Annotated in this window: 25 protein-coding genes and 5 tRNA genes; 28 read left to right on the top strand and 2 right to left on the bottom strand. The window is 43.2% G+C overall.

Going from position 1 to position 24051, the window contains the following annotated elements; translation table 11 throughout:
- Window positions 1-11: 11 nt before the first annotated feature.
- Together abuO and phoU are read left to right on the top strand one after the other, a co-directional pair.
- Complete coding sequence (gene abuO / locus AC4MDD_RS16470; protein ID WP_201953297.1) at window positions 12-1340, top strand: multidrug efflux outer membrane protein AbuO; 1329 nt, start codon at window positions 12-14, stop codon at window positions 1338-1340.
- 90 nt (window positions 1341-1430) lie between these two features.
- Window positions 1431-2147 carry a phosphate signaling complex protein PhoU gene (gene phoU / locus AC4MDD_RS16465; protein WP_004692799.1) on the top strand — a complete coding sequence of 239 codons (717 nt, stop codon included), beginning with the start codon at window positions 1431-1433 and terminating at the stop codon, window positions 2145-2147.
- Window positions 2148-2550: 403 nt separating this feature from the next.
- Here the strand turns inward: phoU and AC4MDD_RS16460 are convergent, their stop codons facing one another.
- Together AC4MDD_RS16460 and argH are read right to left on the bottom strand one after the other, a co-directional pair.
- A complete protein-coding gene (locus AC4MDD_RS16460; protein ID WP_004692798.1) occupies window positions 2551-2823 on the bottom strand; it encodes an oxidative damage protection protein in 273 nt (90 codons plus the stop codon).
- Between the two features lie 12 nt (window positions 2824-2835).
- Window positions 2836-4269: an argininosuccinate lyase gene (argH, locus tag AC4MDD_RS16455; protein ID WP_004692796.1), complete on the bottom strand. Its 1434-nt coding sequence runs from the start codon at window positions 4267-4269 to the stop codon at window positions 2836-2838.
- Here argH and AC4MDD_RS16450 point away from each other — a divergent pair.
- The 26 genes from AC4MDD_RS16450 to rplL all read left to right on the top strand — a co-directional run bounded on the left by AC4MDD_RS16450 (window position 4260) and on the right by rplL (window position 23810).
- Window positions 4260-5414, top strand: coding sequence for a sensor histidine kinase (locus tag AC4MDD_RS16450; RefSeq protein ID WP_419380941.1), 1155 nt, complete (start codon window positions 4260-4262; stop codon window positions 5412-5414). The two genes, argH and AC4MDD_RS16450, sit on opposite strands and share 10 nt — an antisense overlap.
- A 51-nt stretch (window positions 5415-5465) precedes the next feature.
- Window positions 5466-6206, top strand: coding sequence for a LytR/AlgR family response regulator transcription factor (locus AC4MDD_RS16445; RefSeq protein WP_078425925.1), 741 nt, complete (start codon window positions 5466-5468; stop codon window positions 6204-6206).
- Window positions 6207-6323: 117 nt separating this feature from the next.
- Window positions 6324-7244, top strand: coding sequence for a hydroxymethylbilane synthase (hemC, locus tag AC4MDD_RS16440; RefSeq protein WP_419380940.1), 921 nt, complete (start codon window positions 6324-6326; stop codon window positions 7242-7244).
- Between the two features lie 12 nt (window positions 7245-7256).
- Window positions 7257-8036 (top strand): uroporphyrinogen-III synthase, encoded by a 780-nt coding sequence (locus tag AC4MDD_RS16435; protein WP_419380939.1) that lies wholly within the window; start codon window positions 7257-7259, stop codon window positions 8034-8036.
- Window positions 8033-8875 (top strand): hypothetical protein, encoded by an 843-nt coding sequence (locus AC4MDD_RS16430; RefSeq protein WP_087014448.1) that lies wholly within the window; start codon window positions 8033-8035, stop codon window positions 8873-8875. Before AC4MDD_RS16435 ends, AC4MDD_RS16430 begins: the two co-directional genes overlap by 4 nt.
- A gap of 4 nt (window positions 8876-8879) precedes the next feature.
- Window positions 8880-10073 carry a heme biosynthesis protein HemY gene (locus AC4MDD_RS16425; RefSeq protein WP_491882036.1) on the top strand — a complete coding sequence of 398 codons (1194 nt, stop codon included), beginning with the start codon at window positions 8880-8882 and terminating at the stop codon, window positions 10071-10073.
- Window positions 10074-10080: 7 nt separating this feature from the next.
- Window positions 10081-10509, top strand: coding sequence for an acyl-CoA thioesterase (locus AC4MDD_RS16420; RefSeq protein WP_159153593.1), 429 nt, complete (start codon window positions 10081-10083; stop codon window positions 10507-10509).
- A gap of 151 nt (window positions 10510-10660) precedes the next feature.
- On the top strand, window positions 10661-10984 hold the full coding sequence (locus AC4MDD_RS16415; protein ID WP_004692786.1) for an H-NS histone family protein: 324 nt from the start codon (window positions 10661-10663) through the stop codon (window positions 10982-10984).
- 197 nt (window positions 10985-11181) lie between these two features.
- Entirely contained in the window at window positions 11182-11892 is a 711-nt protein-coding gene (gene gspN / locus AC4MDD_RS16410; RefSeq protein WP_017397056.1) for a type II secretion system protein N, read from the top strand.
- The gene (locus AC4MDD_RS16405) at window positions 11892-12716 is read left to right on the top strand and encodes a type II secretion system protein N (RefSeq protein WP_491882035.1); all 825 of its coding nucleotides are present in this window, start codon (window positions 11892-11894) and stop codon (window positions 12714-12716) included. The genes gspN and AC4MDD_RS16405 overlap by 1 nt, the downstream gene beginning before the upstream one ends.
- Before the next feature lie 39 nt (window positions 12717-12755).
- A complete protein-coding gene (gspD, locus tag AC4MDD_RS16400) occupies window positions 12756-15116 on the top strand; it encodes a type II secretion system secretin GspD (protein ID WP_490751749.1) in 2361 nt (786 codons plus the stop codon).
- Between the two features lie 87 nt (window positions 15117-15203).
- Window positions 15204-15947, top strand: a complete 744-nt coding sequence (locus AC4MDD_RS16395) for an FHA domain-containing protein (RefSeq protein ID WP_491882034.1) — start codon at window positions 15204-15206, stop codon at window positions 15945-15947.
- An 84-nt stretch (window positions 15948-16031) separates the two neighbouring features.
- Entirely contained in the window at window positions 16032-16700 is a 669-nt protein-coding gene (locus AC4MDD_RS16390) for an HAD-IA family hydrolase (RefSeq protein ID WP_491882033.1), read from the top strand.
- 111 nt (window positions 16701-16811) lie between these two features.
- Window positions 16812-18305 (top strand): anthranilate synthase component I, encoded by a 1494-nt coding sequence (trpE, locus tag AC4MDD_RS16385; protein ID WP_491882032.1) that lies wholly within the window; start codon window positions 16812-16814, stop codon window positions 18303-18305.
- A 98-nt stretch (window positions 18306-18403) separates the two neighbouring features.
- Window positions 18404-18479: transfer RNA gene (locus AC4MDD_RS16380), tRNA-Thr, on the top strand.
- Window positions 18480-18533: 54 nt separating this feature from the next.
- A tRNA-Tyr gene (locus AC4MDD_RS16375) sits at window positions 18534-18617 on the top strand.
- Between the two features lie 41 nt (window positions 18618-18658).
- Window positions 18659-18734: transfer RNA gene (locus tag AC4MDD_RS16370), tRNA-Gly, on the top strand.
- A gap of 17 nt (window positions 18735-18751) precedes the next feature.
- A tRNA-Thr gene (locus AC4MDD_RS16365) sits at window positions 18752-18826 on the top strand.
- Between the two features lie 146 nt (window positions 18827-18972).
- On the top strand, window positions 18973-20163 hold the full coding sequence (gene tuf, locus AC4MDD_RS16360) for an elongation factor Tu (RefSeq protein WP_004692776.1): 1191 nt from the start codon (window positions 18973-18975) through the stop codon (window positions 20161-20163).
- A 48-nt stretch (window positions 20164-20211) separates the two neighbouring features.
- Window positions 20212-20287: transfer RNA gene (locus AC4MDD_RS16355), tRNA-Trp, on the top strand.
- A gap of 76 nt (window positions 20288-20363) precedes the next feature.
- A complete protein-coding gene (secE, locus tag AC4MDD_RS16350) occupies window positions 20364-20804 on the top strand; it encodes a preprotein translocase subunit SecE (RefSeq protein WP_004692774.1) in 441 nt (146 codons plus the stop codon).
- 7 nt (window positions 20805-20811) lie between these two features.
- Window positions 20812-21345, top strand: coding sequence for a transcription termination/antitermination protein NusG (gene nusG / locus AC4MDD_RS16345; RefSeq protein WP_078390311.1), 534 nt, complete (start codon window positions 20812-20814; stop codon window positions 21343-21345).
- A 118-nt stretch (window positions 21346-21463) separates the two neighbouring features.
- Entirely contained in the window at window positions 21464-21892 is a 429-nt protein-coding gene (gene rplK / locus AC4MDD_RS16340) for a 50S ribosomal protein L11 (RefSeq protein ID WP_004668262.1), read from the top strand.
- 3 nt (window positions 21893-21895) lie between these two features.
- On the top strand, window positions 21896-22591 hold the full coding sequence (gene rplA / locus AC4MDD_RS16335; protein WP_004692770.1) for a 50S ribosomal protein L1: 696 nt from the start codon (window positions 21896-21898) through the stop codon (window positions 22589-22591).
- Window positions 22592-22889: 298 nt separating this feature from the next.
- Window positions 22890-23396 (top strand): 50S ribosomal protein L10, encoded by a 507-nt coding sequence (gene rplJ / locus AC4MDD_RS16330; protein ID WP_010325732.1) that lies wholly within the window; start codon window positions 22890-22892, stop codon window positions 23394-23396.
- A 48-nt stretch (window positions 23397-23444) separates the two neighbouring features.
- A complete protein-coding gene (rplL, locus tag AC4MDD_RS16325) occupies window positions 23445-23810 on the top strand; it encodes a 50S ribosomal protein L7/L12 (protein ID WP_004692767.1) in 366 nt (121 codons plus the stop codon).
- Window positions 23811-24051 lie beyond the last annotated feature (241 nt).

Genomic DNA, 24051 nt, shown 5'->3' with positions numbered 1-24051 from the left:
GACTGAAAACAATGAAGATTAAATGTATCCTAGCCAGCTGTGTGTTGTTTTTCGCGCCGTGGAGTCATGCCTTGGATTTGGTCGACGCTTTACAACGCGCCAAAGTCAATGATCCCAACTGGCAAGCCAATTTACTCCAATATGAAGCAGATCAACTCAATTTAGGCATTGCACAAGGCAATTTACTACCTACCATTGGTCTGTCTGGGAATGTGACTCGAAAAAATCAACCCATTGGGCAGGTGAGTTCGGTTCTTTCCATGCCCGATACGACCACCACCAAACAAGTGGCGATTACGGCGCGCCAACCCCTTTTTCGTTGGGATGCGTGGGAAGGGTTGAAACAAGTCAAGACCTCCCTCAGTTTAAGTGAAGTCAATTTACAGCTACAGCGACAGCAACACATTTTAGCGGTGACGGAAGCCTATTTTAATGTACTGCGCCAACAAAGTTTAACCGCAGCCAATTTACAAGAAGAACGGGCTCTACTTGAGCAACTGAATATGATGAATGCCAAACTCAGAGAGGGTTTGGTGGCAAAAAGTGATGTGAGTGAAGCCAATGCACAATTCCAAAGCGCACAGGCCAACCGCATTGCGACGCATGTACAACTGGTCTTGGCGCAGGAACAACTGGCGCAAATTATCGGGCCTTATCAAGAAAACTTGGCAGTGCTACGTGAAGACTTTCAGTTTCAAAAACCTTATCCCGCAGAGCTTTCGGCATGGACCAATTTAGCTCTCGCACAGAACTTAGGCATTCAGCAGGCACGTTTACAGCAGCGCTATGCTGAAGATCAAAAACGGGTTGAACAAGCTGCGTTGTATCCGCAAATTGAAGCTGTGGGAAGCTATGGTTATAGTGAGCAGACTCCTGAGAATATTATGTCGGCCAAAGGCAACTTTGATCAGATTGGTATTGAGATGAATTGGAATGTCTATACGGGAGGGAGAACCAAGAAGTCGATTCAAAAAGCTGCCGTCAACGTCAAAAAATCTGAAGCCGAATTGGATGCCGCTATCCGTAAAGCCAATACAGAGGTGAAAAAGTCCTATTTACAAGTGGAAACAGACCAAGCCAAGTTGCAAGCACGTAAAGCTGCCATGGAATCATCCAGCCTCGTCTCTCGTGCCTCACAAGCGCAGTATCAAGAAGGTTTAAAAACTATGGTCGATGTTTTACTGGCACAGCGCAACGCCTTTTCGGCCAAGCAAGATTATGTCAATACCAAGTATGACTACCTGATCAATGTCTTGCATTTAAAGGCATCTGTGGGTAAGTTGACTGAACAAGATATTCAAGAAATGAATGCATGGTTGGTGGACAAAGCACGCTTATAAAATGGGCGTTGTCATCAAATCTTCATAATTGATATGCTTTAATATCGCTCAATCTTTAGTCCCTCATGATGTTGCTGTGGAGTACGTCCTTTGCCAAATAGTCCTGTTTTAAACCATCACATTTCTTCGCAATTCAACGAAGATTTGCAGGATGTGAACACCAAATTTATGACCATGGGTGGTTTGGTAGAGCAACAAGTGGCAAATGCAATTCATGCGCTACTCGACACTGATGCCAACTTAGCGGTCGATGTCCAGTTTAAAGACAATGCGGTGAATCAGCTCGAACGTGAAATTGATGAGGCCTTGACCTTGATTTTGGCGCGTCGTCATCCTGCTGCGATTGATTTGCGTATGGTAATTGCGATGTCGAAAGCCAATACCGACCTAGAGCGTATTGGTGATGAAGCGGCGAAAATTGCTCGTATTGCGCAAAGCTTATGTGAAGATGGCGAATCCCCTCGCGGTTATATGGAAACGCGTCATATTGGTAACCAAGTCCGTGTCATGATTCATGATGCCCTAGACGCTTTTGCACGCTTAGATGCAGAACAAGCGCTACGTGTGATGATGGCCGATGCTGATATTGACCGTGAATATCAATCTGCAACGCGTACTTTGATGACTTATATGATTGAAGACCCGCGTCATATTGCCCGTGTGATTAATGTGATGTGGGTATTGCGTTCATTAGAACGGATTGGCGATCATGCGCGTAATATCTCTGAACAAGTGATTTACATGGTGAAAGGTTTGGATGTACGTCATACCAGTTTTGAAGAAGTTGAAAAACATATCCAAAAATAAAAAAAGCGAAACTTATTTTTCAAGCACAACTTCGGTTGTGCTTTTTAATGGTTGCTTAATTTTCGGATAAAAAAAATCTCAGACTTTGGGGGAAATCTGAGACTAAAATCGGGGATATTTATCGTTATCGATAAGAGGTTTCCCTCTATCCTTGAATGCCATTATAGGAAAGATGTTTTTCTGCGTCATGTAGGTTCTTGTAGTGTAATGTTGAGTTTTGCAATGGTTGTGTAGCGCTATGTTTACACTTAATTATTTAGATACAAATAGCTGTTCTATAGTCTGATTGAGTCATTAATATGTCATCTATTTGGGGTTTGGTCATCCCTGTGCTTGGATAGAACATTGTATGAATAAAAAGAAAAGCCCCGATGTCGGAGCTTTTCAAATGTGCAACGCTTTATCACGCCTCAGGCTTTAAGCCTTCTGCTTTTTCTAAGCTTTCATCATTGTTAAAGAACTTCTCACGTTGTTCTTCAAGAAACTTTTTCGCATCAGGTTCAAACACATTTAAGCGTTTTTCATTGATTAAAGTGGTTTGGTGCTTTAACCATTCTCCCCAAGCTTGCTTGGAGATGTTTTCAAAAAGTTCTTGGCCTTTTGCACCAGGAAACGGTGCAAAGTCTAAACCTTCCATTTCTGTTTGATATTTACGGCAAAAAACTTGTCGAGTCATATCTAGACGTCCTTATTGAGCATAAAGTTTTTCTAAACGCGCATGGGCACGTTCAATGGCAGCTTCGACTTGCGCAGGTGCAGTTCCACCAATGTGGTTACGTGCATTGACTGACGCTTCAAGGGTTAGTGCTTTTTCAAATACATCCGCTTGAATTAAGTCAGAGAACTGTTGAAGTTGTTCTAAAGTTAATTCAGAAAGATCTTTTGACTCTTGAACACCTAAAGCAACAGCTTTACCCACAATTTCATGTGCATCACGGAAAGCCACGCCATTTTTCACAAGGTAATCAGCCAAGTCAGTTGCGGTTGAGAAACCACGCAGCGCTGCTTCACGCATGATGTCGATGTTTGGCACCAAAGCAGGAATCATGTCTGCAAAAGCCATGAGCGAGCCACGCACGGTATCAATCGCATCAAACAACGGTTCTTTGTCTTCTTGGTTGTCTTTGTTATACGCCAACGGTTGACCTTTCATCAGTGTTAACAAACTCATCAAGTCGCCATAGACACGGCCTGTTTTACCACGCACTAACTCAGGCACATCTGGATTTTTCTTTTGTGGCATGATTGAAGAGCCAGTACAGAAACGGTCTGGAATGTTTACAAACTTAAACTGTGCAGACGTCCAAAGAATCAGTTCTTCTGACATACGTGATAAGTGCATCATGATCAGAGAAGCCGCAGCATTGAATTCAATACCGAAGTCGCGATCAGATACTGCATCGAGTGAGTTTTCAGAAACAGCTTCAAAACCCAGTAACTCTGCTGTAAATGCGCGGTCGATTGGGTAAGTGGTACCCGCAAGTGCTGCTGAACCTAAAGGCATACGGTTAGTACGTTTACGACAGTCAATGAGACGCTCAGAGTCACGTACTAACATTTCAAACCATGCCAACAGATGGTGACCAAAAGTCACGGGCTGTGCCGTTTGTAAGTGGGTGAAGCCCGGCATAATGGTATGTGTGTTTTGCGCAGCAATACTCAAAATACCTTTTTGTAATTTTTTTAGTAATTCTAAAATGGCATCGATCTCATCGCGGACATAGAGGCGAATATCGGTTGCCACTTGGTCATTACGGCTACGACCGGTATGGAGCTTTTTACCTGTGATGCCAATCCGTTGAGTTAAACGCGACTCAATGTTCATGTGCACATCTTCTAGGTCAATACGCCATTCGAACTGACCCGCTTCGATTTCAGCTTGAATGGTGTTTAAGCCATTGATGATGTCATCGCGTTCTTGTTCAGTCAGAACGCCAACTTTTGCAAGCATGGTCGCATGAGCAATAGAACCTGCAATATCTTGTTTATAAAAGCGTTGGTCAAATTGTACAGATGCTGTAAATTCAGCAACAAAGGCATCAGTAGCTTCAGAGAAACGACCGCCCCACATACCCGAAGTTTGGGCTTGTGACGGATTTGAGGAATTAGAAGATGTGGTCATGTCGGCTCAATAAGATAAAAAGCGGTAGAACTCGCATGAGTATAACAAATTCAAGACAACTTGCCGAAGTTCAAGATGCGCAAAGTTTAACTTCCAGCATGGCTAAGCCAAATATCTCTTATTTATTTAGTAAAATCGTGCAATGGCCGCATTTGTTGGAATTATTTGTTGGTGGAAATTTGTTGGCCATGCTGTTGGCTTTGGCCGAGGCGCAGTCTTGGTCAAACTTGGTGTTTGAGCATGTACTCGGTTATATGCTTTACATCAATTGGGTTTTACTGTCTTTTGCTGCGCTAATGCAATATGGGCAAAAAAAGTTGCAAGATTTGAGTCTCGGTATGACTTTATTGTCAGGCTTTTTTCTATTACAGATCATTGTGTTGGTGACCACGCTCAGCCTTAATATACTGATCTTCTTTGGAGCTAATTTTAGTTTCAATGGTTTGACTTCAGCCATCTTATGGAATGATGTGGCTTTGTATTTGGGTTATGGCTTGCTGTTGGGCAGCTTTTGCTTTCGTTATTTGTACCTAAGAGAACAGTGGTTTAGGCAGCAAAACAGTGAGCTGAATGCACGGGTGCAGGCCATGCAAGCCCGTATTCACCCGCATTTTTTGTTTAATAGTTTAAACAATGTGATTTGCCTAATTGCGATTGACTCAGATAAAGCCGAACAGATGCTGCTCAATCTATCGCGTTTGTTTAGAGCCAGTTTCCAAGAGTTAAAACTGGTCAAGCTCAGTGATGAAATTGAGTTGTGTCAGCGTTATTTGGCGATTGAGCAAATTCGTTTGGGTGATCGTTTACAGGTTGAATGGAAAATCGAGCATGCCGAATTGTGTAAGCAGGTACAAATTCCACTCTTAACTTTACAACCTTTACTTGAAAATAGTATTTTTCATGGTGTTGAAAAATTTTTAACTAAGAGTACGATAAGTGTACTGATTGAAATATTGCAAAATCAAGTTAATATCGTCATAACTAACCCATTTACAAAGGAAACAATTCATAAACGACAAGGACATGGTATTGCCATTGAAAATGTGAAGCAGCGCCTAGAGGCATATTTTGGGCGAACTGTGAGCTTTCAAACCTATGCAGGGGAGGGAATGTATACCACTGTTGTGCAGTATCGATATAAATAAGCCGCAGTGAACCTATAAAAATAAACAAGGTGACTGTTGGGGAGGAGATAAATGGACATCCTAATTTGTGATGATGAGCCTTTAGCAATCGAACGTTTGTCTAGATTGGTGAGTCAGCTCGGACATCAAGTGGTGGCAACAGCCTCACATGGTCAACAAGCAATTGAATTAACTCAACAATATGAACCAGATGTGGTACTTTTAGATATTCAAATGCCAGAAATGGATGGTTTGACCTGTGCGCATTATTTGCGCCAACTTGAACCGATGCCTGCTTTGGTGTTTTGTACAGCTTATGATGAACATGCGCTCGATGCATTTAAGTCACATGCTGAAGGTTATTTATTAAAACCAGTGATGCAACAGGAATTGCAACAGGTGCTTGGTCACCTCACTAAATTAACCCAAGCTCAAATGAGCGAGATAAAACAAAAAGAAAATATGGATGAATTTAACATAAAGCGACATCAAATCGCAGCGAAAACCTATCGTGGTGTGGAATTGGTTCCCATTGAAAATATTTACTATTTTTTGGCGGATCAAAAATATGTCACGGTACGCCACAAAAACGGCAGTGTCTTAATTGATGAAACCTTAAAAGACTTAGAGTATGAGTTTGGGGATGCCTTTATTCGTATCCACCGTAATGCCTTGGTTTCAGTTCACTTTTTAGAAGGGCTTGAAGTGGTCAACTCTGGGCAGTATCAAGTGCGTTGCCGTGAGTTAGATGAGCGTCTAGCGGTGAGTCGACGGCATTTACCGGGCTTGCGCGAGCGCTTACATAAGCTTTAGCATGCCAATTTAATGGCTCTGCTGCTGATGAGACGGGGTGCTTTGGGCTGAATACATTTCCAATGGGGGAAATTCAGTTTAAGATAGTTTCATTCTTATCGGCACATACTAAAATTTATGAAAACCCTAAAGATCGCTACTCGACAAAGCCCACTTGCCCTTTGGCAGGCTGAACATATTCGTGCTCGTTTAGAAGCATTGCATGCGGGGCTCACAGTAGAGTTGGTGACTTTTGTTACCCAAGGGGACAAAATTTTAGATACACCATTGGCAAAAATTGGTGGCAAAGGTTTATTTGTCAAAGAGCTTGAAGCAGCGTTATTGGATGGTCGTGCTGATTTGGCGGTGCATTCGATGAAAGATGTTCCGATGGCTTTGCCTGAAGGTTTGTCGCTGGCCGTCATTTGTGAGCGTGAAGATCCTTTAGATGCTTTTGTGTCGAATAGTTATGCGAGTTTTGATGCATTGCCACAAGGAGCAAAGGTCGGCACTTCGAGTTTACGCCGTAAATGCCAAATTTTAAAACAACGACCTGACCTAGAGATTATCGACTTACGAGGGAACGTGGGAACGCGTTTATCTAAATTGGATGAAGGTCAGTATGATGCCATTATTTTGGCCAGTGCTGGATTAAAGCGCTTGGGTTTGGCAGAACGTATCCGTCATACCATTCGCCCAGAGTTGAGTTTACCTGCCGTGGGTCAGGGCGCTTTAGGGCTAGAGTGCCGTGCAAATGATCAAGCGGTATTGGATTTGATTCATCCTTTATTACATGTAGAAACCGATACCTGTGTTCGCGCTGAACGTGCTTTCAATGCTTATCTTGAGGGGGGATGTCAGGTACCCATTGCGGGCTATGCCACTTTAGCAGACAACCGCATTCAGCTTGAAGGGCGTGTGGGGAGTGTCGATGGGCAAACGCTCCTCAAAGCACAAGTGGCGGGTGATGCGGCTGAAGCCGAGCATTTGGGTGTTGTCCTTGCACAAGAGTTATTGGCTCAAGGTGCAGGCGACTTACTCAAAGCCTTTTATCACTAATATTTCTTAACGATGCTGTTTATTAATACGCGCCCAATTGATCGCGCGGCAAGCCTCACGATGGCACTAGAGCAACAGGCTGTTGAAGTCTATGCATTGCCGTTACTGGAGTTGTTGCCTAGAGCATGGGATCATGATCTGGCACGCTTGTATCAGCAGTTAGAGCACACCCAAGTGATTGTGGTGGTCAGCCCCAGTGCCGTGCAGTTTGGTATGGCACATTTGCTGCAAAGTGGTTTAACGGTGTCCGATTTACAGCATATTCAATGGATTGCGGTTGGACAAAAAACAGCGCAGGCTTTGGCTGAATATGGTTTGGATAGTGTGGTGCCTGAGGTGGAAACCTCTGAAGGGATGTTACAACTGCCTGTTTTGCAGAACTTGGCCAGCAATGCGAGCATTGCGTTTTGGCGGGGAGAGGGTGGGCGTCAGTTTATGATGGACACCTTAATGCAACATGGGCGTCTTATACTGAACTTTGTTTTGTATGAGCGTCATTGTCCAAATGAAACGATGCAGCAACAGGCTGAACTAATTCAATGTTTATCAGAACATAATCACTACGTCGCACTGATCAGCAGTGAGGCCAGTTGGCTGAATTGGTTAGCTCTGCTGGACTCAAATATTCAGCTTCTGCAACAAGGACACTTTTTGGTGTTGGGTGAGCGTTTGGCACAGATCTTGAAACAGTATCAACAGCAAATGCATGTGCCGTTTAAAATGAGTGTACTGAAAGATTTAAAGACAGCCACGATTGTACAGTTGTTACAAAGTGAGCAAGGGAACGCATGAAGAAGATTCTTATCATTGTATTGATGGCTGCATTGGCGTGGATTGCGAAGCTAAGTTATGACGTGTGGGGGCTGAGTACACAGCAAGCTACTTTGCTCAATGAAATGCACCAAATCGAACAGCGCAGCGCCAATTTGAACGATCAAGTCGTGGCTATGCAGCGTCAAAAAGAAACTTTGAAACAAAACCCTGCAACAGTGAATACGATGAGTAGCCAACCTGCCGAATTGGTGGTTGAGGGTATTGATCCAATTTTGTTTATTAAGCAACAGTTGGACTTGGTTGAGTTTGCCTTAAAGCAACAGCAGTATGTGGTGGCCACCGATAAGTTGGCTTTTTTAGATATGCAGCTGGAAAAATATAACTTGGCTGTGGCGTTGAAGCAAAGTTTGCATCAGGTCATAGCGCGAGATATGCAAACCATTCAGAAGTTTGTGGCTGAGCGCAATGAGCAGCAAGCGTTGATTAACCGCCAGCTGCAACAGATTGATCAGGCTTTAAGTCGAGAAATACAACAACCTCAGTTAAACACCACGCGCGATACGTCCGAATCCTTTTGGAAACAATGGTTGAGGCTCGAACCTGCGCAAGCACCTGCAACAGCGTTAATGCAACGACAAATCGTGCTTAAAGAAGCCCAGTTACGCTTATTGTTGGCACGCCAAGCCTTAGCTGCAGGGCAATATACCGAATACCAAAAAGACTTAACCGAAGTAATGCTGTTGATCCAGCAACTTCCAGACCCTAAAGCCAAAGAGCTGCTGAAACAGCTGAATAAGCTGAAAACATTGGTGGTTGTCCCAACGCCTATTTTAAGTACGCGTGCGTTGTTGGGGTAATGGAATGAAACAAATACTGATTGCTTATGGTTTGGTGAGTTTAGTTGCAATTGCTGTGTTGAGTGTCTTGAGTTATGGGCATGGTGCGGGTTATGTCTACGTGTTTTGGCATGACTGGCAGTTACAAACCAATCTCTGGATCGTATTTATTGCTCTAGCACTGCTTAGTTTTAGCTTGCATTTGGTTTGGTTGGGGCTAAAACGGTATCTCAGTCGAGAAAAACGCAAAGCGGAAACTGTTTTTGATTTTAAAAGTTTGCATCCTTATGAACAACTGGCTGTGATTTGGCTGTTGGATGCAGGTCGAGATCAACAAGCCTTTATTCAAAATGCCTTCGCGCAGTCGGGCTTGCTCAAAAGTATAATCGATGCACGTTTATATTTGATGCAGGAGCAGTTCCCTGAAGCCTTAAGCGCCTTGAGCCAAAGCAATGCCATGGCTTTTGAGTTGGCTGAACTGCAGCGTATTGAACTGTTTTTAGCACAAGAAGATGCAGAACAGGCTTTAACCCATCTAGAGTTTCTCAATCAACATGAACTTTCACCTTGGCTTAAAGATGTGCAAACCGCTTATGAAGCGTGTTTAAAAGAGCTATGGGGGCGTTTTGCGATTCAGTTTCCGTGGCTGTATTTACGCTCAACCCAATATGGTCATTTAGATCAAGATGTGAAAAAAGCATGGCTGAAGCGTTTGTTGATAAAATTTGATCAAGCCAATTATGAAAATTTAGAGGATTTAAAACAACGTTATTTGGATTTGTCTGATCAGATTTTCAGCCGCAGTTATGATGTTCAACTGCTGTGGCTTAAGTTATTAGCACGTATGCCAGACATGAGTGAACAGCATGAATACTTGTCGATTTATTTACTCAATCAGCAGTTTAATTCGGAAGTATTTTATTTGTGGTTCCAGCAGCAACTTTTGAAACAGCAACCCGATTATGTGGACTTGCAGCAACACATTGAAGCATGGGAAGTGAAGTATAAGAGTGTGCCGGTTTTGAGTTTTGCTAAGTGGCATATTTATACTGCTTTAGGCATGAAAGAGCAGGCAGATGCGTTATTAAGTTTATATCCCGATAATGTATTAATGAACTATTTAAGAATCAAATCGACCTTAAATGGTGATGAAGATTTAATTAAACAGTTAAATTTAATTTTTGAAAATAATGCAAATTTTGTAGAAATGAAAATATAGGTGCATAATGCAGAGCGTTTTAGATTACCCATTGGTTTATACTCAACACGTGGCTTGGGGAGATATGGATGCCTTTGGTCATGTTAATAATGTAATGTATTATCGTTATGTTGAAAGTGCTCGTTTGGCTTATATTGAACATACGGGTATTTTATCTGCGGATGTGCTAACTGTTGTTGCATCAAATCAGTGCAAATATTTAAAACCAGTATTTTATCCAGACCAATTAAAAATTAGTGCACGTATTGAAGAACTCAGAAATAGTGCATTTCGTATGCACTATTTATTATGGAGTGAACAGCAACAAGCGTTAGTTGCGGAAGCAGAAGCGGTCATTGTTTGCGTCGATAAAACCAATATGCAGAAAACATTAATTCCTGAACTGGTGCGTCAAAAACTCAAAGAATTTGAGTTAACCGTCGGTCACCAAATATAAATCTCTTTTTATTTATTTTAAAAGTCGTTAGACTATATAAATATTGTCTAAGTATTGTTGTTTAAGTCATGGATGAGTTGAGTCTTTGGTCTAATCAAAATATTATTAAATAGACTCAGTAAATAAAATGTTGGTTAATGGAGTTAATGTAATGCCAGATATTAGTAATTTATCCGTAGAAGAGTTAAAGCGTCTACAAATCGAAGCGGAAGCTTTAATTGCATCTAAAAAAGATCAAGCAATTGAAGATGCTTATACTCAAATTAATGCGATTGCGGAAAATGTAGGCTTAAGCATTGAACAAATTTTAGAGTTTGGCGCGACCAAGCGTAAAAAAGGCACACGTAAGTCGGTTGAACCGCGTTACCGTAACAAAGGCAATGCTGCTGAGACATGGACTGGCCGTGGTAAGCAACCACGTTGGTTAGTGGCTCAGTTAGAAAAAGGTGCGAAGCTTGAAGATTTTCTAATCTAAGTCATCACCTTGTCACAGATGTGACCTAAGCTCAAAAAACCAAGTATCATCTGCTTGGTTTTTTTTATAGTTAAAGTTTGGTGTTGTTGTAAAATTATGCATAATGTCTATCAAAGAAAGACAAGAAATGAAGCAAGGAAGAATAATTGAAAGTTCGTGGTGGGAGAATCACAAAACCTAGATACATCACGTGGTGGATGTTTGCAGTCGTTGCCTTTTTAATTTTTGTTTTGCTGCAAATTCCTGCGGCATGGCTCATTGCAAAATTTTATAAAAACAACCAAGTTTTACATAACGTCAGCGGTAATATTTGGCATGGACAGGCCGATTGGCAAACTGGAAAATTACGTGGAACTGTGCTTTGGACCACCCGACCTTTAGATTTACTGCTTCTTCGTGCAGGGGCCAATCTCGAAATTTATAGTGCCAATACCAAGCTTGAAGGCGTTTTGGCCTATGGGTTTGGAAAAAAAATAATGGTGCGTGATTTAAACGGAAAAATTGCACCCGAAACGTTAAAGTCGTTGGCCAATTGGCAATGGCCAAGTAATGCGATTCAGTTACAAGAAATTGATTTTAATTATAAAAAAGAGCAAGGATTCGACCAAGTGGATGGGGGAATACAATGGGCAGGCGGCGAACTCATGTATATCTTTACGCAGCGCCCACAACAAATGCAGATTCCATCGTTAGCGGGTCGTTTGTCGCAGGAGCAAAATAAGCTGATGGTCGATTTACGCGATCAACGACAACAAAAACTGATGAACCTGACCATCGACCCAAGTCTGATGTTAGATGTGCAATTAACCCAGCGTCTCATGTTGAATGTCCCGTCATATCAAGGCAAAGCAGGCCTAGATAGTTATGTGGTGAGTTCACGTCAGCCTTTACTTAGTGGGGGCTTTTAATGGGTTTCGATCTGCAAAAATTACCAGAAGTGAATCTCAAACAGTTTGAACGTATAGCACCACTGTGCTTAATGCTTTTGATCTTGGCACTATGCTGGAAGTTGGCTGGCTTATTTTGGCTTTGGGTGGCGCCACCACAAGTTATGCAAATGCCACGCGTTGAATTGGGTTCGCAGCAACCTCAAGTTCCGAATATTACCAATTTTGCGTTATTTGCAGAGCAAAGTAAGAATCCCGCAGATGATCAGCTCAATTTACAGCTACAAGGGGTGGTGGTTGGACAACCCAGTCAGTTCTCATCTGCCGTGATTAAGGCAAATAATGTGGCAGAGCGTTATCGAGTGGGGGAAAATATCGAAGGCAGCGCTTATTATTTGGCAGAGGTGTATTGGGATCGCGCGATTCTCAAAAGTAACAGTGGGCAAACCCGAGAATTGTTTTTTCAAGGAATTGATAATTTAGATCAGCAAATTGTGCCCCCAGCAACAGCACCCGTTGTAGCGTCTGCTGTGAGTCAAGAGCAGCAAGCATTAGGCCAAGCAGTACAGAACTTACAACAAGATCGTGAGCAATATTTAAAAGATTTGGGTGTAAATACCAATAACACAGGGCAAGGTTATCAAGTCACTGAGCAAACACCAGCTGCACTGCGAAGCCGTTTAGGCTTGCAGGCAGGGGATCAGATTATGTCTTTAAATGGTCAAAAGATCGGACAGGGGCAAAATGACGCGCAGTTGTTAGAGCGTGCGCGCCGTGAAGGACAAGTAAAAATAGAAGTGAAACGTGGTGATCGTATCATTACGGTACAACAGAATTTTCAGTGATTGAACATCACCAATATTAGTTAGGAATGACTTGGATTTATGGCTTTATTGAATCACCGCCCTGTTTGGGCACTGACAATCGCAGCGCCTTTGCTTGCCATGGTGAGTACAGCCAGCTATGCACAAACGTGGAAAATTAATCTGCGTGATGCGGACTTAACTGCATTTATTAATGAAGTTGCGGATATCACTGGGAAAAACTTTGCAGTTGATCCACGGGTACGCGGCAATGTCACGGTGATTTCAAACAAAGCGTTGAATAAGCAAGAAGTCTACGACTTGTTCTTAGGGGTCTTGAATGTCAACGGTGTGGTCGCGATTCCTTCTGGTCGGACCATTAAAATTGTGCCTGACAGTAATGTCAAAAGTTCTGGCATTCCCTATGATGTTCGTCACCGCGCCACAGGCGATCAGGTTGTGACGCGGGTGATTTGGCTGGAAAACACCAATGCCAATGACCTGATTCCTGCACTGCGTCCATTGATGCCGCAGTTTGCACATTTATCTGCGGTGAATGGCACCAATGCACTGATTGTGTCAGATCGCGCCAGCAATATTTATCAGCTTGAGACGATTATTCGTAACTTGGATGGGACGGGACAAAATGACATCGAAGCGGTGTCGTTGCAGTCGAGTCAGGCTGAAGAAATGATTGGATTACTAGAAAGTATGAGCGGAACGGGCTCGATCAAAGATTTAAAAGGTTCCAGAATACGAATTATTGCAGATAATCGGACCAATCGGATTATTCTAAAAGGGGATACCGCGACACGTAAACGTATTCGCCAAATGATCGAGATGCTGGATGTACCTGCTGCGGAGCGTCTGGGTGGCTTGAAGGTGTTCCGTTTAAAATATGCCAGCGCTAAAAGCTTATCCGAAATTTTACAAGGTTTGGTTTCAGGGCAGGCTGTTAATTCTAGCGAGTCTAACGACAGCAATAACAATAGCAATTCCAGCTATAACCAAAATAATAGTTCGAGTGAAGGTTCATCGTCTCAGATTTCCACACCAAGTATTAATTTAAATAGCCAGTCCAATCGCAATCAGAACAACATCACCAGCTTTAACAGTAATGGGGTCAGTATTATTGCCGATAGTTCGCAAAATGCATTGGTGGTCAAAGCGGACCCTCAGTTGATGCGTGAAATCGAGTCTGCCATTCAGCAGTTGGATACCCGTCGTCAGCAAGTCCTGATCGAAGCGACTATTCTCGAGGTGGAAGGTAACGATGCCGACCAGTTGGGCGTGCAATGGGCGATGGGTGATTTAAGCAGTGGTGTTGGGATTATCAATTTTGACAATATTGGTTCGAGTCTCAAAAGTATTGCTGCAAACTATTTAACGGGTGGCGGTGCGGGGGCTGCAAGTGCAATTGGCGCGGGTGGTTCGTTAATCCTTGGGGATTATAAAGAAGGCAGTGATGGCTCGCGTCAGTTATATGGCGCGATGATCCAAGCGTTAAAAAGTAATACCAAGTCGAATCTGCTGTCTACACCATCGATTGTCACCATGGACAATGAAGAAGCCTATATCGTCGTGGGTGAAAATGTGCCCTTTGTAACAGGCTCAGTTTCTACCACCTCTTCAGGTACAGCCAACCCTTACACCACCATCGAGCGTAAAGATGTGGGTGTGACGCTTAAAGTGGTGCCGCATATTGGTGAAGGTGGAACTATCCGCTTAGAGATTGAACAAGAAGTCTCGGATGTGAAAGCCAATAAAGGTCAAGCGCAGGATTTGGTCACCAGTAAGCGTGCGATTAAAACCTCAGTCTTGGCTGAGCATGGCAATACCATCGTTTTAGGCGGCTTGATTTCAGATAACACATCTTATTCACGCCAATCGATCCCAGGCCTTGGCGCAATACCAGGATTAGGGCGTTTGTTCCGCTCAGATGGTAAGTCGGATCAGAAACGCAATTTGCTGGTTTTCATTCATCCGACGATTGTGGGGGATGGGGAGTCTGCGCGTCGCCTTTCTCAGCAGCGCTACAGTCAGCTTTATAGCTTGCAGTTGGCCATGGATAAAGATGGTAGCTTTGCCAAGTTGCCTGAAAATGTCGATGATGTTTTCCAACAGCGTTTGCCTGTGACATCAACCAAACCGACCTTGCCACAATCGTATCAACAGGTACCAAGCAGTCCAACCTCAACGCAGCCGATGGTTGAAACAACGCCTGTGGCCATTGAACCTGCGATTCGTAAACAGCCGATTGCTAGTGTTCCTAAAAATACCACCTCGCGTCAGCTATACCCAATGGTTCAGCCCCAGATTGGCTTGAACTTGATGATGCAAAATGTTCAAGGTGGTCGCGTGGTACACATGGCTCAGGCGGTATCGACAAGCTATTCCATCCCTGAACGATATACTGAGAATGTCTCGATAGGTTCAGCCTAGCTGTCCTGCTATTCATCTCTAAGGGAAGGTGAAATGGTAAAGAATATTCTCTGTGTTATCATAAATCAGCACATAGAGAGATAAGTCATGACTTGGAAAATACAAGCAATTACTGGCGAATTAACTGGTCAGGAAATTAGCATTGACCGTGATATGTTGGTCGGTCGTCATCAAACAGCGGATATTTTATTACAACAATCTGAAATTTCGCGTAAACATGCGGCTTTTTTACTGAAAGAACATGCTTTGTGGCTACAAGACTTGGGTTCTTCAAATGGCACATATGTGAATAATGTGCAAATTGCGGCAGAAACGTTGTTGAAGCAGGGTGATATCGTCCAGTTTGCAAGCTTAAAGTTTTCGGTCTTTGAGCCTGCTAAGGCGTTAGAAGATGTGGTGGAATCGGTAGAGGCGGCAACTCTGGGCGCAGCTGTGGTTGAAGCACCGATTAGTCAGCCATCTGAAGCGGTAGCTGCTTCAGAAACTGCCCAAGCGCAAGTTAGTACTAATGAAGCTGTTGTTGACCCAAAACAGCCGAAAACAGCAGCACAGCATATGAACGATCAGGGCATGCCTGAGCTAAAAGAACGTGATGGCAATGTGAGTTTAACGCGTGATGGGATGCCGCAAAATGTTGGTATTCCGAAACCCGCTCCTATTCCAGCAGGGGTGGATTTGAATGCGCCTAGCGTGCCTCAGGTTGAGAATAATGAGGCTCCAAAAGTACAGGTTGAGCAAGAGGCTGAAACTCAGAAAAATGCCTCGCTGGGTCTAATCTCGATTATTGTCTTGATTATTTTAGCGATTATTGCTTGGCTGATGTTCAAATAAAACGCAGATCACACTACAATCAAGGCATGCACAAGCATGCCTTGATTGTTTTGGGCAGTACACGATAAAAATGGGTGAGGGTGAATGAATATTGCAAATTTGGCACAGCGAGAGGTTTTACTTTTCGATCTAGACGGAACCTTGGTGGATTCAGCAACAGATTTACATCGTGCCATGGATATGAGCCTGAATGCTTTGCAACTGACTACCGTTACTGAAGCGCAGGTGCGGGTCTGGGTTGGTAAGGGAACAGCGCTGTTTTGTCAAAGTACCTTGCAACATTTAACGGGTAAAGTCGATCCTGCCCAGCAACAACAATTATTGGATACTTTTTTAAAAATTTATAATGCCGACCCATGTGTAGAAACTCAGCCTTTCGATGGCATTCTTGAGTTTTTAGAATGGGGCTTGGCGCAAAAGAAAACCATGATTTGCGTGACCAATAAACCTGAAGCACCTGCACGTGCTATTGTCGATCACTTAGGCATGAATCATTATTTTGCTGATGTCATCGGCGGAGATCGTTTCGAAGAGCGCAAACCTCATCCCCGCCAATTGTTACATTGTGTTGAGCAATATGCGCAAAGCAAAGATCAAGTCTTAATGATTGGGGACTCATCCAATGATGTTGAGGCTGCACGCCGTGCGGGTATTGATTGTGTTGTGGTCAGCTATGGCTATAATCATGGTGAAAATATTTTAGACTGTCAGCCACAGCAAGTGGTGGATAATCTGTGTGAACTGATCAGGTAACTTTGCAAACGAAGGAATGAACATGAGTAAACATATGACTTTTCGATGGCGAAACTCCAAGCACTAATTTTAAAAACTGATCACGCCATATTGAAAAAATAGAGAACACTCATGACAACGCAAACTCAATTCGATCAACTCAAAACAGCGGGTTATAACCTGATTCCTGTCTATCGCCAGCGCTTAGCCGATACTGAGACACCATTGTCGGTCTTTGCGCGCCTAAAAGAGCATAAGCAAGCCTATTTGTTTGAATCTGTGGAAGGTGGGGAGAACTGGGCACGCTATTCTATTATTGGTTTAGGTGAATCTACCGTGTTCTCATGCAACGCGGGTGAGCTGACCATTCAACAAGCCGACGGCACTATAGAAAAGCAACCCTGTACAGATCCGTTTCAATTCATCCGGGATTTTCAGTCGCAGTATAAAGTACCTACTCAAGCGGATTTACCTGCTCTGCCAAGCTTTACGGGTGGCTTGGTGGGCTACTTTGGTTATGATGCGGTACGTTACATTGAGCCGCGTTTAAACAACGCACCAGAAGCAGATCCGGTGGGTTTGCCTGATATTTGGATGATGCTGTCTAAAACAGTGATTGTGTTTGATAACTTAAAAGATACTTTATTCCTGATCGTGCATGCCGATGTGGTTGACGCGGATGCATATAACCAAGCCCAGCAGCAATTGGATGCATTGGAAGATTTACTCGCAACGCCAATTAGTCTAAAAGCCACGCCGCATACTGCACCGCATTTTGAGTCACTCACGGGCAAAGTAAAATTCTTAGAATCGATTGAAAAGGTGAAAGAGTATATTCGTGCTGGTGATGTGATGCAGGTGGTGCCAGGGCATCGTATGGTCTCTGACTTTGATGGTGAGCCTTTACAAGTCTATCGTGCGCTACGTCATTTGAACCCATCGCCTTATTTGTTCTTGGTGCAGGGGCAAACTTTGGAAAATAATCAGCCTTTTCATATTGTCGGTTCTTCCCCGGAAATTTTATCGCGTCTTGAAAATGGAATTGCAACCGTGCGTCCGCTGGCAGGAACGCGTCCACGTGGTAAAACCAAAGAAGAGGATTTAGCGCTTGAACAAGACTTGCTGTCGGATGAAAAAGAGATTGCTGAACATTTAATGCTGATTGACTTGGGGCGAAATGATGTCGGTCGTGTCTCGAAAATTGGCAAAGTGCAAGTGACTGATCAAATGGTGATCGAACGTTATTCGCATGTCATGCATATTGTTTCCAATGTGCAAGGCGAAGTTCGTGATGATGTAGATGCCTTGGATGTTTTTAAAGCAACTTTCCCTGCAGGTACACTTTCAGGTGCGCCAAAAATCCGTGCGATGGAAATTATTGATCAAGTTGAGCCCGTAAAACGTGGAATTTTTGGTGGTGCTGTTGGTTATTTAGGCTGGCATGGCGAAATGGACATGTCGATTGCAATTCGTACCTGCGTTATTCGTGAAAATAAGGTGTATGTTCAGGCAGGAGCGGGGCTTGTTTATGACTCAAATCCTGAATCTGAGTGGAATGAAACCCAAATAAAAGCTCGCGCAGTGATCAAAGCGGTTGAATTATCGTCAAACGGATTGATTTTGTGAGTTTTTGACGTTTTTTTTGAAAAAAACACTTGCAAGGATTTTGAGTTTTGCTAAACTGCACACCGTTCCGATACGAAACGTACGAAACACTAAGAAACGCCGGCATAGCTCAGTTGGTAGAGCAACTGACTTGTAATCAGTAGGTCCACAGTTCGAATCCGTGTGCCGGCACCATCTTAGAGAGTTGAGTGAGTTAAGTAAAGAGCGACACTGAAGTAAGTGTAAAATGGTGAGGTTCCCGAGCGGTCAAAGGGGGCGGACTGTAACTCCGCTACGAAAGTTTCGAAGGTTCGAATCCTTCCCTCACCACCAATTTTAAGACTTCAAGAAAGTGGTCTTTGTACCAACATCGTGCGGGAGTAGCTCAGTTGGTAGAGCGGTAGCCTTCCAAGCTACATGTCGCGAGTTCGACCCTCGTCTCCCGCTCCATTTGAAGTTTTATATTTGCTCTTATAGCTCAGTGGTAGAGCACTCCCTTGGTAAGGGAGAGGTCTCGAGTTCAAATCTCGATAAGAGCTCCAGATTACAGTTTAGTAGAATTTCTACAAATTTTTAAAGAAGCAGGCTTATTAGTCTGCTTTTCAAGTATTTGGTGTTTGATTTTTTAGGCGATGTGTCGATACTGAGTTGTTTATACCTGTGTTCGACGTAAACGAGGAAGATGAACATGGCTAAGGCTAAGTTTGAACGTAATAAGCCACACGTTAACGTGGGCACAATCGGTCACGTTGACCATGGTAAAACAACTTTAACAGCTGCAATTGCAACTGTATGTGCGAAGAAATTCGGTGGCGAAGCGAAAGACTACGCTGCAATTGACTCTGCACCAGAAGAAAAAGCACGTGGTATTACAATTAATACTTCACACGTAGAATACGATTCTCCAACTCGTCACTACGCACACGTAGACTGCCCGGGCCACGCCGATTATGTTAAAAACATGATTACTGGTGCTGCTCAGATGGACGGCGCGATCCTTGTATGTGCTGCGACTGATGGTCCAATGCCACAGACTCGTGAACACATCCTTCTTTCTCGTCAGGTTGGTGTACCTTACATTCTTGTATTCCTTAACAAGTGTGACCTTGTTGATGATGAAGAACTTCTTGAATTAGTAGAAATGGAAGTTCGTGAACTTCTTTCTACTTATGACTTCCCAGGTGATGACACTCCAGTTATCCGTGGTTCAGCTCTTCTTGCACTTAACGGTGACGCTGGTCAGTATGGCGAAGAAGCAGTTGTTGCGCTTGTTGACGCACTTGACACTTACATTCCAGAGCCAGTGCGTGCAATCGACCAAGCATTCTTAATGCCAATCGAAGACGTATTCTCTATTTCTGGTCGTGGTACAGTAGTAACTGGCCGTGTAGAAACTGGTATTGTGAAAGTAGGCGAATCAGTTGAAATCGTTGGTATCCGTGATACTCAAGTAACTACAGTTACTGGCGTAGAAATGTTCCGTAAACTTCTAGACGAAGGTCGTGCGGGCGAGAACTGTGGTGTTCTTCTACGTGGTACTAAGCGTGAAGACGTACAACGTGGTCAAGTACTTGCTAAACCAGGTGCAATCAAGCCACACACTAAATTCGATGCAGAAGTATACGTACTTTCTAAAGAAGAAGGTGGTCGTCACACTCCATTCCTTAACGGTTACCGTCCACAGTTCTACTTCCGTACAACTGACGTAACTGGCGCGATCAAATTACAAGATGGCGTTGAAATGGTTATGCCTGGTGACAACGTAGAAATGTCAGTAGAATTAATCCATCCAATCGCAATGGACCCAGGTCTACGTTTTGCGATCCGTGAAGGTGGCCGTACAGTTGGTGCTGGTGTAGTTGCTAAAGTAACTGCATAATTATAAAATAAAATTACAAATTGGGGTTTCGGCTCCAATTTGTTTTGCAGGTCAGTAGTTCAATTGGTAGAGCGTCGGTCTCCAAAACCGAATGTTGGGGGTTCGAGTCCCTCCTGGCCTGCCAACTTTTTTATAAAAGACGCTTGATGTCGGCAAAACTGGTCATATAATAAGTCGCGAAACCTACGACGAGTACAAAAATGTCGAATGAAAAATTACGCGACGCACAAAGCGACGCGGCAATCCCTCAAAGAAATAATTCTGCTGAAGTAGTTAAATCTGGTTCTCCCCTAGACGTCGTCTTATGGATTATCGCATTGATTTTATTAATTGGTGCGACCATGGTGAATCAACACCTACCAGCGTATTGGGCACCAGCCAACGATATCTGGGTGCGCGTTGGGGTAATTTTGGCTTGTATCATCGTGGCATTCGGTTTATTATACGCCACCCATCAAGGCAAAGGCTTTGCTCGTTTGTTGAAAGACTCACGAATTGAGCTGCGTCGAGTGACTTGGCCAACAAAGCAAGAGACCATGACCACATCTTGGCAGGTGCTTGCGGTTGTAGTTGTTGCATCCATTTTATTATGGTGTTTTGACTACATTTTGGGCTGGTTAATGAAGTTTATTATCGGGTAAGAGAGCTATGAAACGTTGGTACATTATTCATGCCTATTCAGGTTATGAAAAACAAGTGATGCGTTCACTTAATGATCGAATCCAGCGTAGCGCTGTAGCCGATAGCTTTGGTGAAGTCCTTGTTCCTACCGAAGAAGTGGTAGAAATGAAGGATGGTAAGAAGCGTAAATCTGAGCGTAAGTTCTTTCCAGGCTATGTATTGGTCGAAATGGAAATGAATGATGAAACTTGGCACATTGTTAAAGAATGTCCAAAAGTTTTAGGTTTTATTGGTGGTACGGCTGAGAAACCGGCACCAATTACCCAGCGTGAAGCAGATGCGATTCTTGCTCGTGTACGCAATACTGGTGAAGCACCACGTCCGAAGACGATGTTTGAACCAGGCGAAGAATTACTCGTGGTTGACGGTCCATTCACAGATTTTAAAGGTGTGGTGGAAGAAGTTCTATACGAAAAGTCACGTTTAACGTTGACTATTAATGTATTTAATCGACCAACTCAGGTTGAGCTGGAATTTCGCCAAGTCGAAAAATCAGTTTAATTGGATGTGGTTGAAAAACGCCTGGCTTATTTATAAGTCAGGCATTGTTGTTGTAACGGTATCGTTACTTAGAAATTGGGGAGCCTTCATCGGCGTTTGTACCCAGAGGTAATTTGAAATGGCTAAGAAGATTGACGGCTATATCAAGCTGCAAGTTCCAGCTGGTAAAGCGAATCCATCTCCACCGATTGGTCCTGCATTGGGTCAACGTGGTGTTAACATCATGGCATTCTGTAAAGAATTCAATGCTGCGACACAAAAACTTGAAGTTGGTTTACCAATTCCAGTCGTGATTACTGTGTACAACGACAAGTCGTTCACATTCATCATGAAAACTCCTCCTGCATCTATTCTTCTTAAGAAAGCTGCTGGTATCCAAAAGGGTTCTGCTGTACCTAACAAAACTAAAGTTGGTAAGTTGACTCGTGCTCAATTGGAAGAAATCGCGACTACTAAAGAACCAGATTTAACTGGTGCTGATTTAGACGCACGTGTTCGTACCATCGCTGGTTCTGCACGTTCTATGGGCTTGGAAGTGGAGCTATAAGACATGGCAAAGTTAACTAAACGTCAAAAAGCCATTGCTGCTGCTATTGAAGCAAACAAAGTTTACACTTTAGAAGAAGCAGTAGCTGTTCTTGCTGGTCTTCCTGCTGCGAAATTCAAAGAATCTTTGGATGTTGCGGTAAACCTAGGTGTTGACCCTCGTAAATCTGACCAAGTTGTTCGTGGCGCGACTACACTTCCTGCAGGTACTGGTAAAACTGTACGTGTAGCTGTGTTTGCTCAAGGCGCTGCTGCTGAAGCTGCTAAAGCTGAAGGCGCGGATATCGTTGGTTTTGATGACCTTGCTGAAAGCATCCAAGCGGGTAACCTTGACTTTGACGTAGTAATTGCTGCTCCTGATGCAATGCGCGTTGTGGGTAAGTTGGGTACGATTCTTGGTCCACGTGGCTTAATGCCAAACCCTAAAGTGGGTACTGTAACTCCTGACGTAGCTGGTGCAGTTAAAAATGCAAAAGCTGGTCAAGCACGTTACCGTGTAGACAAAGCGGGTATTATCCACGCTGCGATCGGTCAAGTAGATTTCTCTGCTGAAGCTGTTCGTCAAAACGTTGAAACTTTGATTGCAGACTTGAAAAAGTTAAAGCCTGCGACATCTAAAGGTGTATACATCAAAAAGATCACTTTGAGCTCAACTATGGGTCCTGGTCTTGTTGTTGATGTAAGCAACGTTTCTAACTAAGTTTTACTTAGACAGAATTTTAAAGCCCTGAGTAAAAATCAAAGCGCTGCTTTGATTTTTACGCAAGAAACGCTCTGTCGTATTTTGCAAACTTAGGCAAACTTTGAATTGGTAAATGTAGATTTATCAGCGTCAAAGACCTCAGGCGAGAGTAATTTCGATTACTTTCTTAATTTCCCAGCCTGAGTAGACGCGGTGGTGTGATTTGTTCATCCTCCGCGTGTAAGTTCAGTGATGAACTTGCGAATTGGGAGTGTACTTCGCGTAAGTACATAAATCACCGTTAGGAGGTTTTACAATGGCTCTTCTTATCGAAGGCAAAAAACAGATCGTTGCTGAAGTAACTGAAGTTGCTTCTACTGCGTTTGCTGCTGTTGTTGCTGACTACCAAGGTTTAACTGTTGAGCAATTAACTGCTCTTCGTGTTGAAGCTCGTAAGTTAGGTGTTGCTACACGTGTTGTACGTAATACTTTGGCTAAACGCGCTCTTCAAGATACTCCATTCAATATCTTGAACGACAACCTTGTTGGCCCAACAATTTTAGCTTTCTCAACTTCTGCAGATGATATGGGTGCTGCGGCACGCTTATTCGAAGAATTTGCGAAAACTAACAAAGCATTTGAACTTAAAGCTGCTGCATTTGAAGGCAAACTTTATCAAGGCGCAGAAGTTAGCGTTATCGCGAATCTTCCAAACCAAGAGAAAGCGCTTACTATGCTTGCAAATGTTCTTCAAGCTCCTATTTCGAAATTGGGTCGCTTACTTACAGCGCTTCAAGAGAAAAACGAGTCAGAAGCTGCATAAGCTCAAACTTAAACACACATCATTCAATACCCATTTGGAGTTACTCTCATGGCTTTAACAAACGAAGAAATCTTAAACGCAGTTGCTGAAAAAACTGTTCTTGAACTTGTTGAACTTATTTCTGCTTTCGAAGAAAAATTCAACGTATCTGCTGCTGCTGTAGCTGTAGCTGCAGGTCCTGCTGCTGCTGCTGCTGAAGAGCAATCAGAATTCAACGTTGAGTTGACTTCTTTCGGCGCGAACAAAGTAGCTGTGATTAAAGCAGTTCGTGAAATCACTGGTCTTGGCTTGAAAGAAGCTAAAGACATGGTTGAAGGCGCTCCTTCAGTTCTTAAAGAAGCAGTTTCTAAAGAAGAAGCTGAAGAACTTAAGAAAAAACTTGAAGAAACTGGTGCTACTATTACTATTAAGTAATGTTACCAGGGGGGGAATATTAATTTCACCCCAAAAATTGGCTGATGGCTCTTGGGTCATCAGCCTTTTTGCGTTACAATAATCGGCTCGATTTTTGTTTGCTTGGTGGAAAATCCATCAAATTAAAATAAAGAAAAGAATCAAACGCTTACCAATATTTTTCAAATTTAAAAATATTGGTAAGCGTTTCAATACCACTGAAAATTGCAGCATTTGTAAAAAGTGGTGGCCATATCGGCCT

The organism is Acinetobacter sp. CAU_H_29a_1, from assembly GCF_058599505.1.
This window is presented reverse-complemented; position numbering and strand designations above follow the sequence as displayed.

Coding starts and splice junctions, on each gene's coding strand:
- abuO (WP_201953297.1), top strand. CDS start 12: ATGAAGATTAAATGTATCCTAGCCAGCTGTGTGTTGTTTTTCGCGCCG.
- AC4MDD_RS16460 (WP_004692798.1), bottom strand. CDS start 2,823: ATGACTCGACAAGTTTTTTGCCGTAAATATCAAACAGAAATGGAAGGT.
- AC4MDD_RS16450 (WP_419380941.1), top strand. CDS start 4,260: ATGTGGTCATGTCGGCTCAATAAGATAAAAAGCGGTAGAACTCGCATG.
- argH (WP_004692796.1), bottom strand. CDS start 4,269: ATGACCACATCTTCTAATTCCTCAAATCCGTCACAAGCCCAAACTTCG.
- AC4MDD_RS16445 (WP_078425925.1), top strand. CDS start 5,466: ATGGACATCCTAATTTGTGATGATGAGCCTTTAGCAATCGAACGTTTG.
- hemC (WP_419380940.1), top strand. CDS start 6,324: ATGAAAACCCTAAAGATCGCTACTCGACAAAGCCCACTTGCCCTTTGG.
- AC4MDD_RS16435 (WP_419380939.1), top strand. CDS start 7,257: ATGCTGTTTATTAATACGCGCCCAATTGATCGCGCGGCAAGCCTCACG.
- AC4MDD_RS16430 (WP_087014448.1), top strand. CDS start 8,033: ATGAAGAAGATTCTTATCATTGTATTGATGGCTGCATTGGCGTGGATT.
- AC4MDD_RS16425 (WP_491882036.1), top strand. CDS start 8,880: ATGAAACAAATACTGATTGCTTATGGTTTGGTGAGTTTAGTTGCAATT.
- AC4MDD_RS16420 (WP_159153593.1), top strand. CDS start 10,081: ATGCAGAGCGTTTTAGATTACCCATTGGTTTATACTCAACACGTGGCT.
- AC4MDD_RS16415 (WP_004692786.1), top strand. CDS start 10,661: ATGCCAGATATTAGTAATTTATCCGTAGAAGAGTTAAAGCGTCTACAA.
- gspN (WP_017397056.1), top strand. CDS start 11,182: ATGTTTGCAGTCGTTGCCTTTTTAATTTTTGTTTTGCTGCAAATTCCT.
- AC4MDD_RS16405 (WP_491882035.1), top strand. CDS start 11,892: ATGGGTTTCGATCTGCAAAAATTACCAGAAGTGAATCTCAAACAGTTT.
- gspD (WP_490751749.1), top strand. CDS start 12,756: ATGGCTTTATTGAATCACCGCCCTGTTTGGGCACTGACAATCGCAGCG.
- AC4MDD_RS16395 (WP_491882034.1), top strand. CDS start 15,204: ATGACTTGGAAAATACAAGCAATTACTGGCGAATTAACTGGTCAGGAA.
- AC4MDD_RS16390 (WP_491882033.1), top strand. CDS start 16,032: ATGAATATTGCAAATTTGGCACAGCGAGAGGTTTTACTTTTCGATCTA.
- trpE (WP_491882032.1), top strand. CDS start 16,812: ATGACAACGCAAACTCAATTCGATCAACTCAAAACAGCGGGTTATAAC.
- tuf (WP_004692776.1), top strand. CDS start 18,973: ATGGCTAAGGCTAAGTTTGAACGTAATAAGCCACACGTTAACGTGGGC.
- secE (WP_004692774.1), top strand. CDS start 20,364: ATGTCGAATGAAAAATTACGCGACGCACAAAGCGACGCGGCAATCCCT.
- nusG (WP_078390311.1), top strand. CDS start 20,812: ATGAAACGTTGGTACATTATTCATGCCTATTCAGGTTATGAAAAACAA.
- rplK (WP_004668262.1), top strand. CDS start 21,464: ATGGCTAAGAAGATTGACGGCTATATCAAGCTGCAAGTTCCAGCTGGT.
- rplA (WP_004692770.1), top strand. CDS start 21,896: ATGGCAAAGTTAACTAAACGTCAAAAAGCCATTGCTGCTGCTATTGAA.
- rplJ (WP_010325732.1), top strand. CDS start 22,890: ATGGCTCTTCTTATCGAAGGCAAAAAACAGATCGTTGCTGAAGTAACT.
- rplL (WP_004692767.1), top strand. CDS start 23,445: ATGGCTTTAACAAACGAAGAAATCTTAAACGCAGTTGCTGAAAAAACT.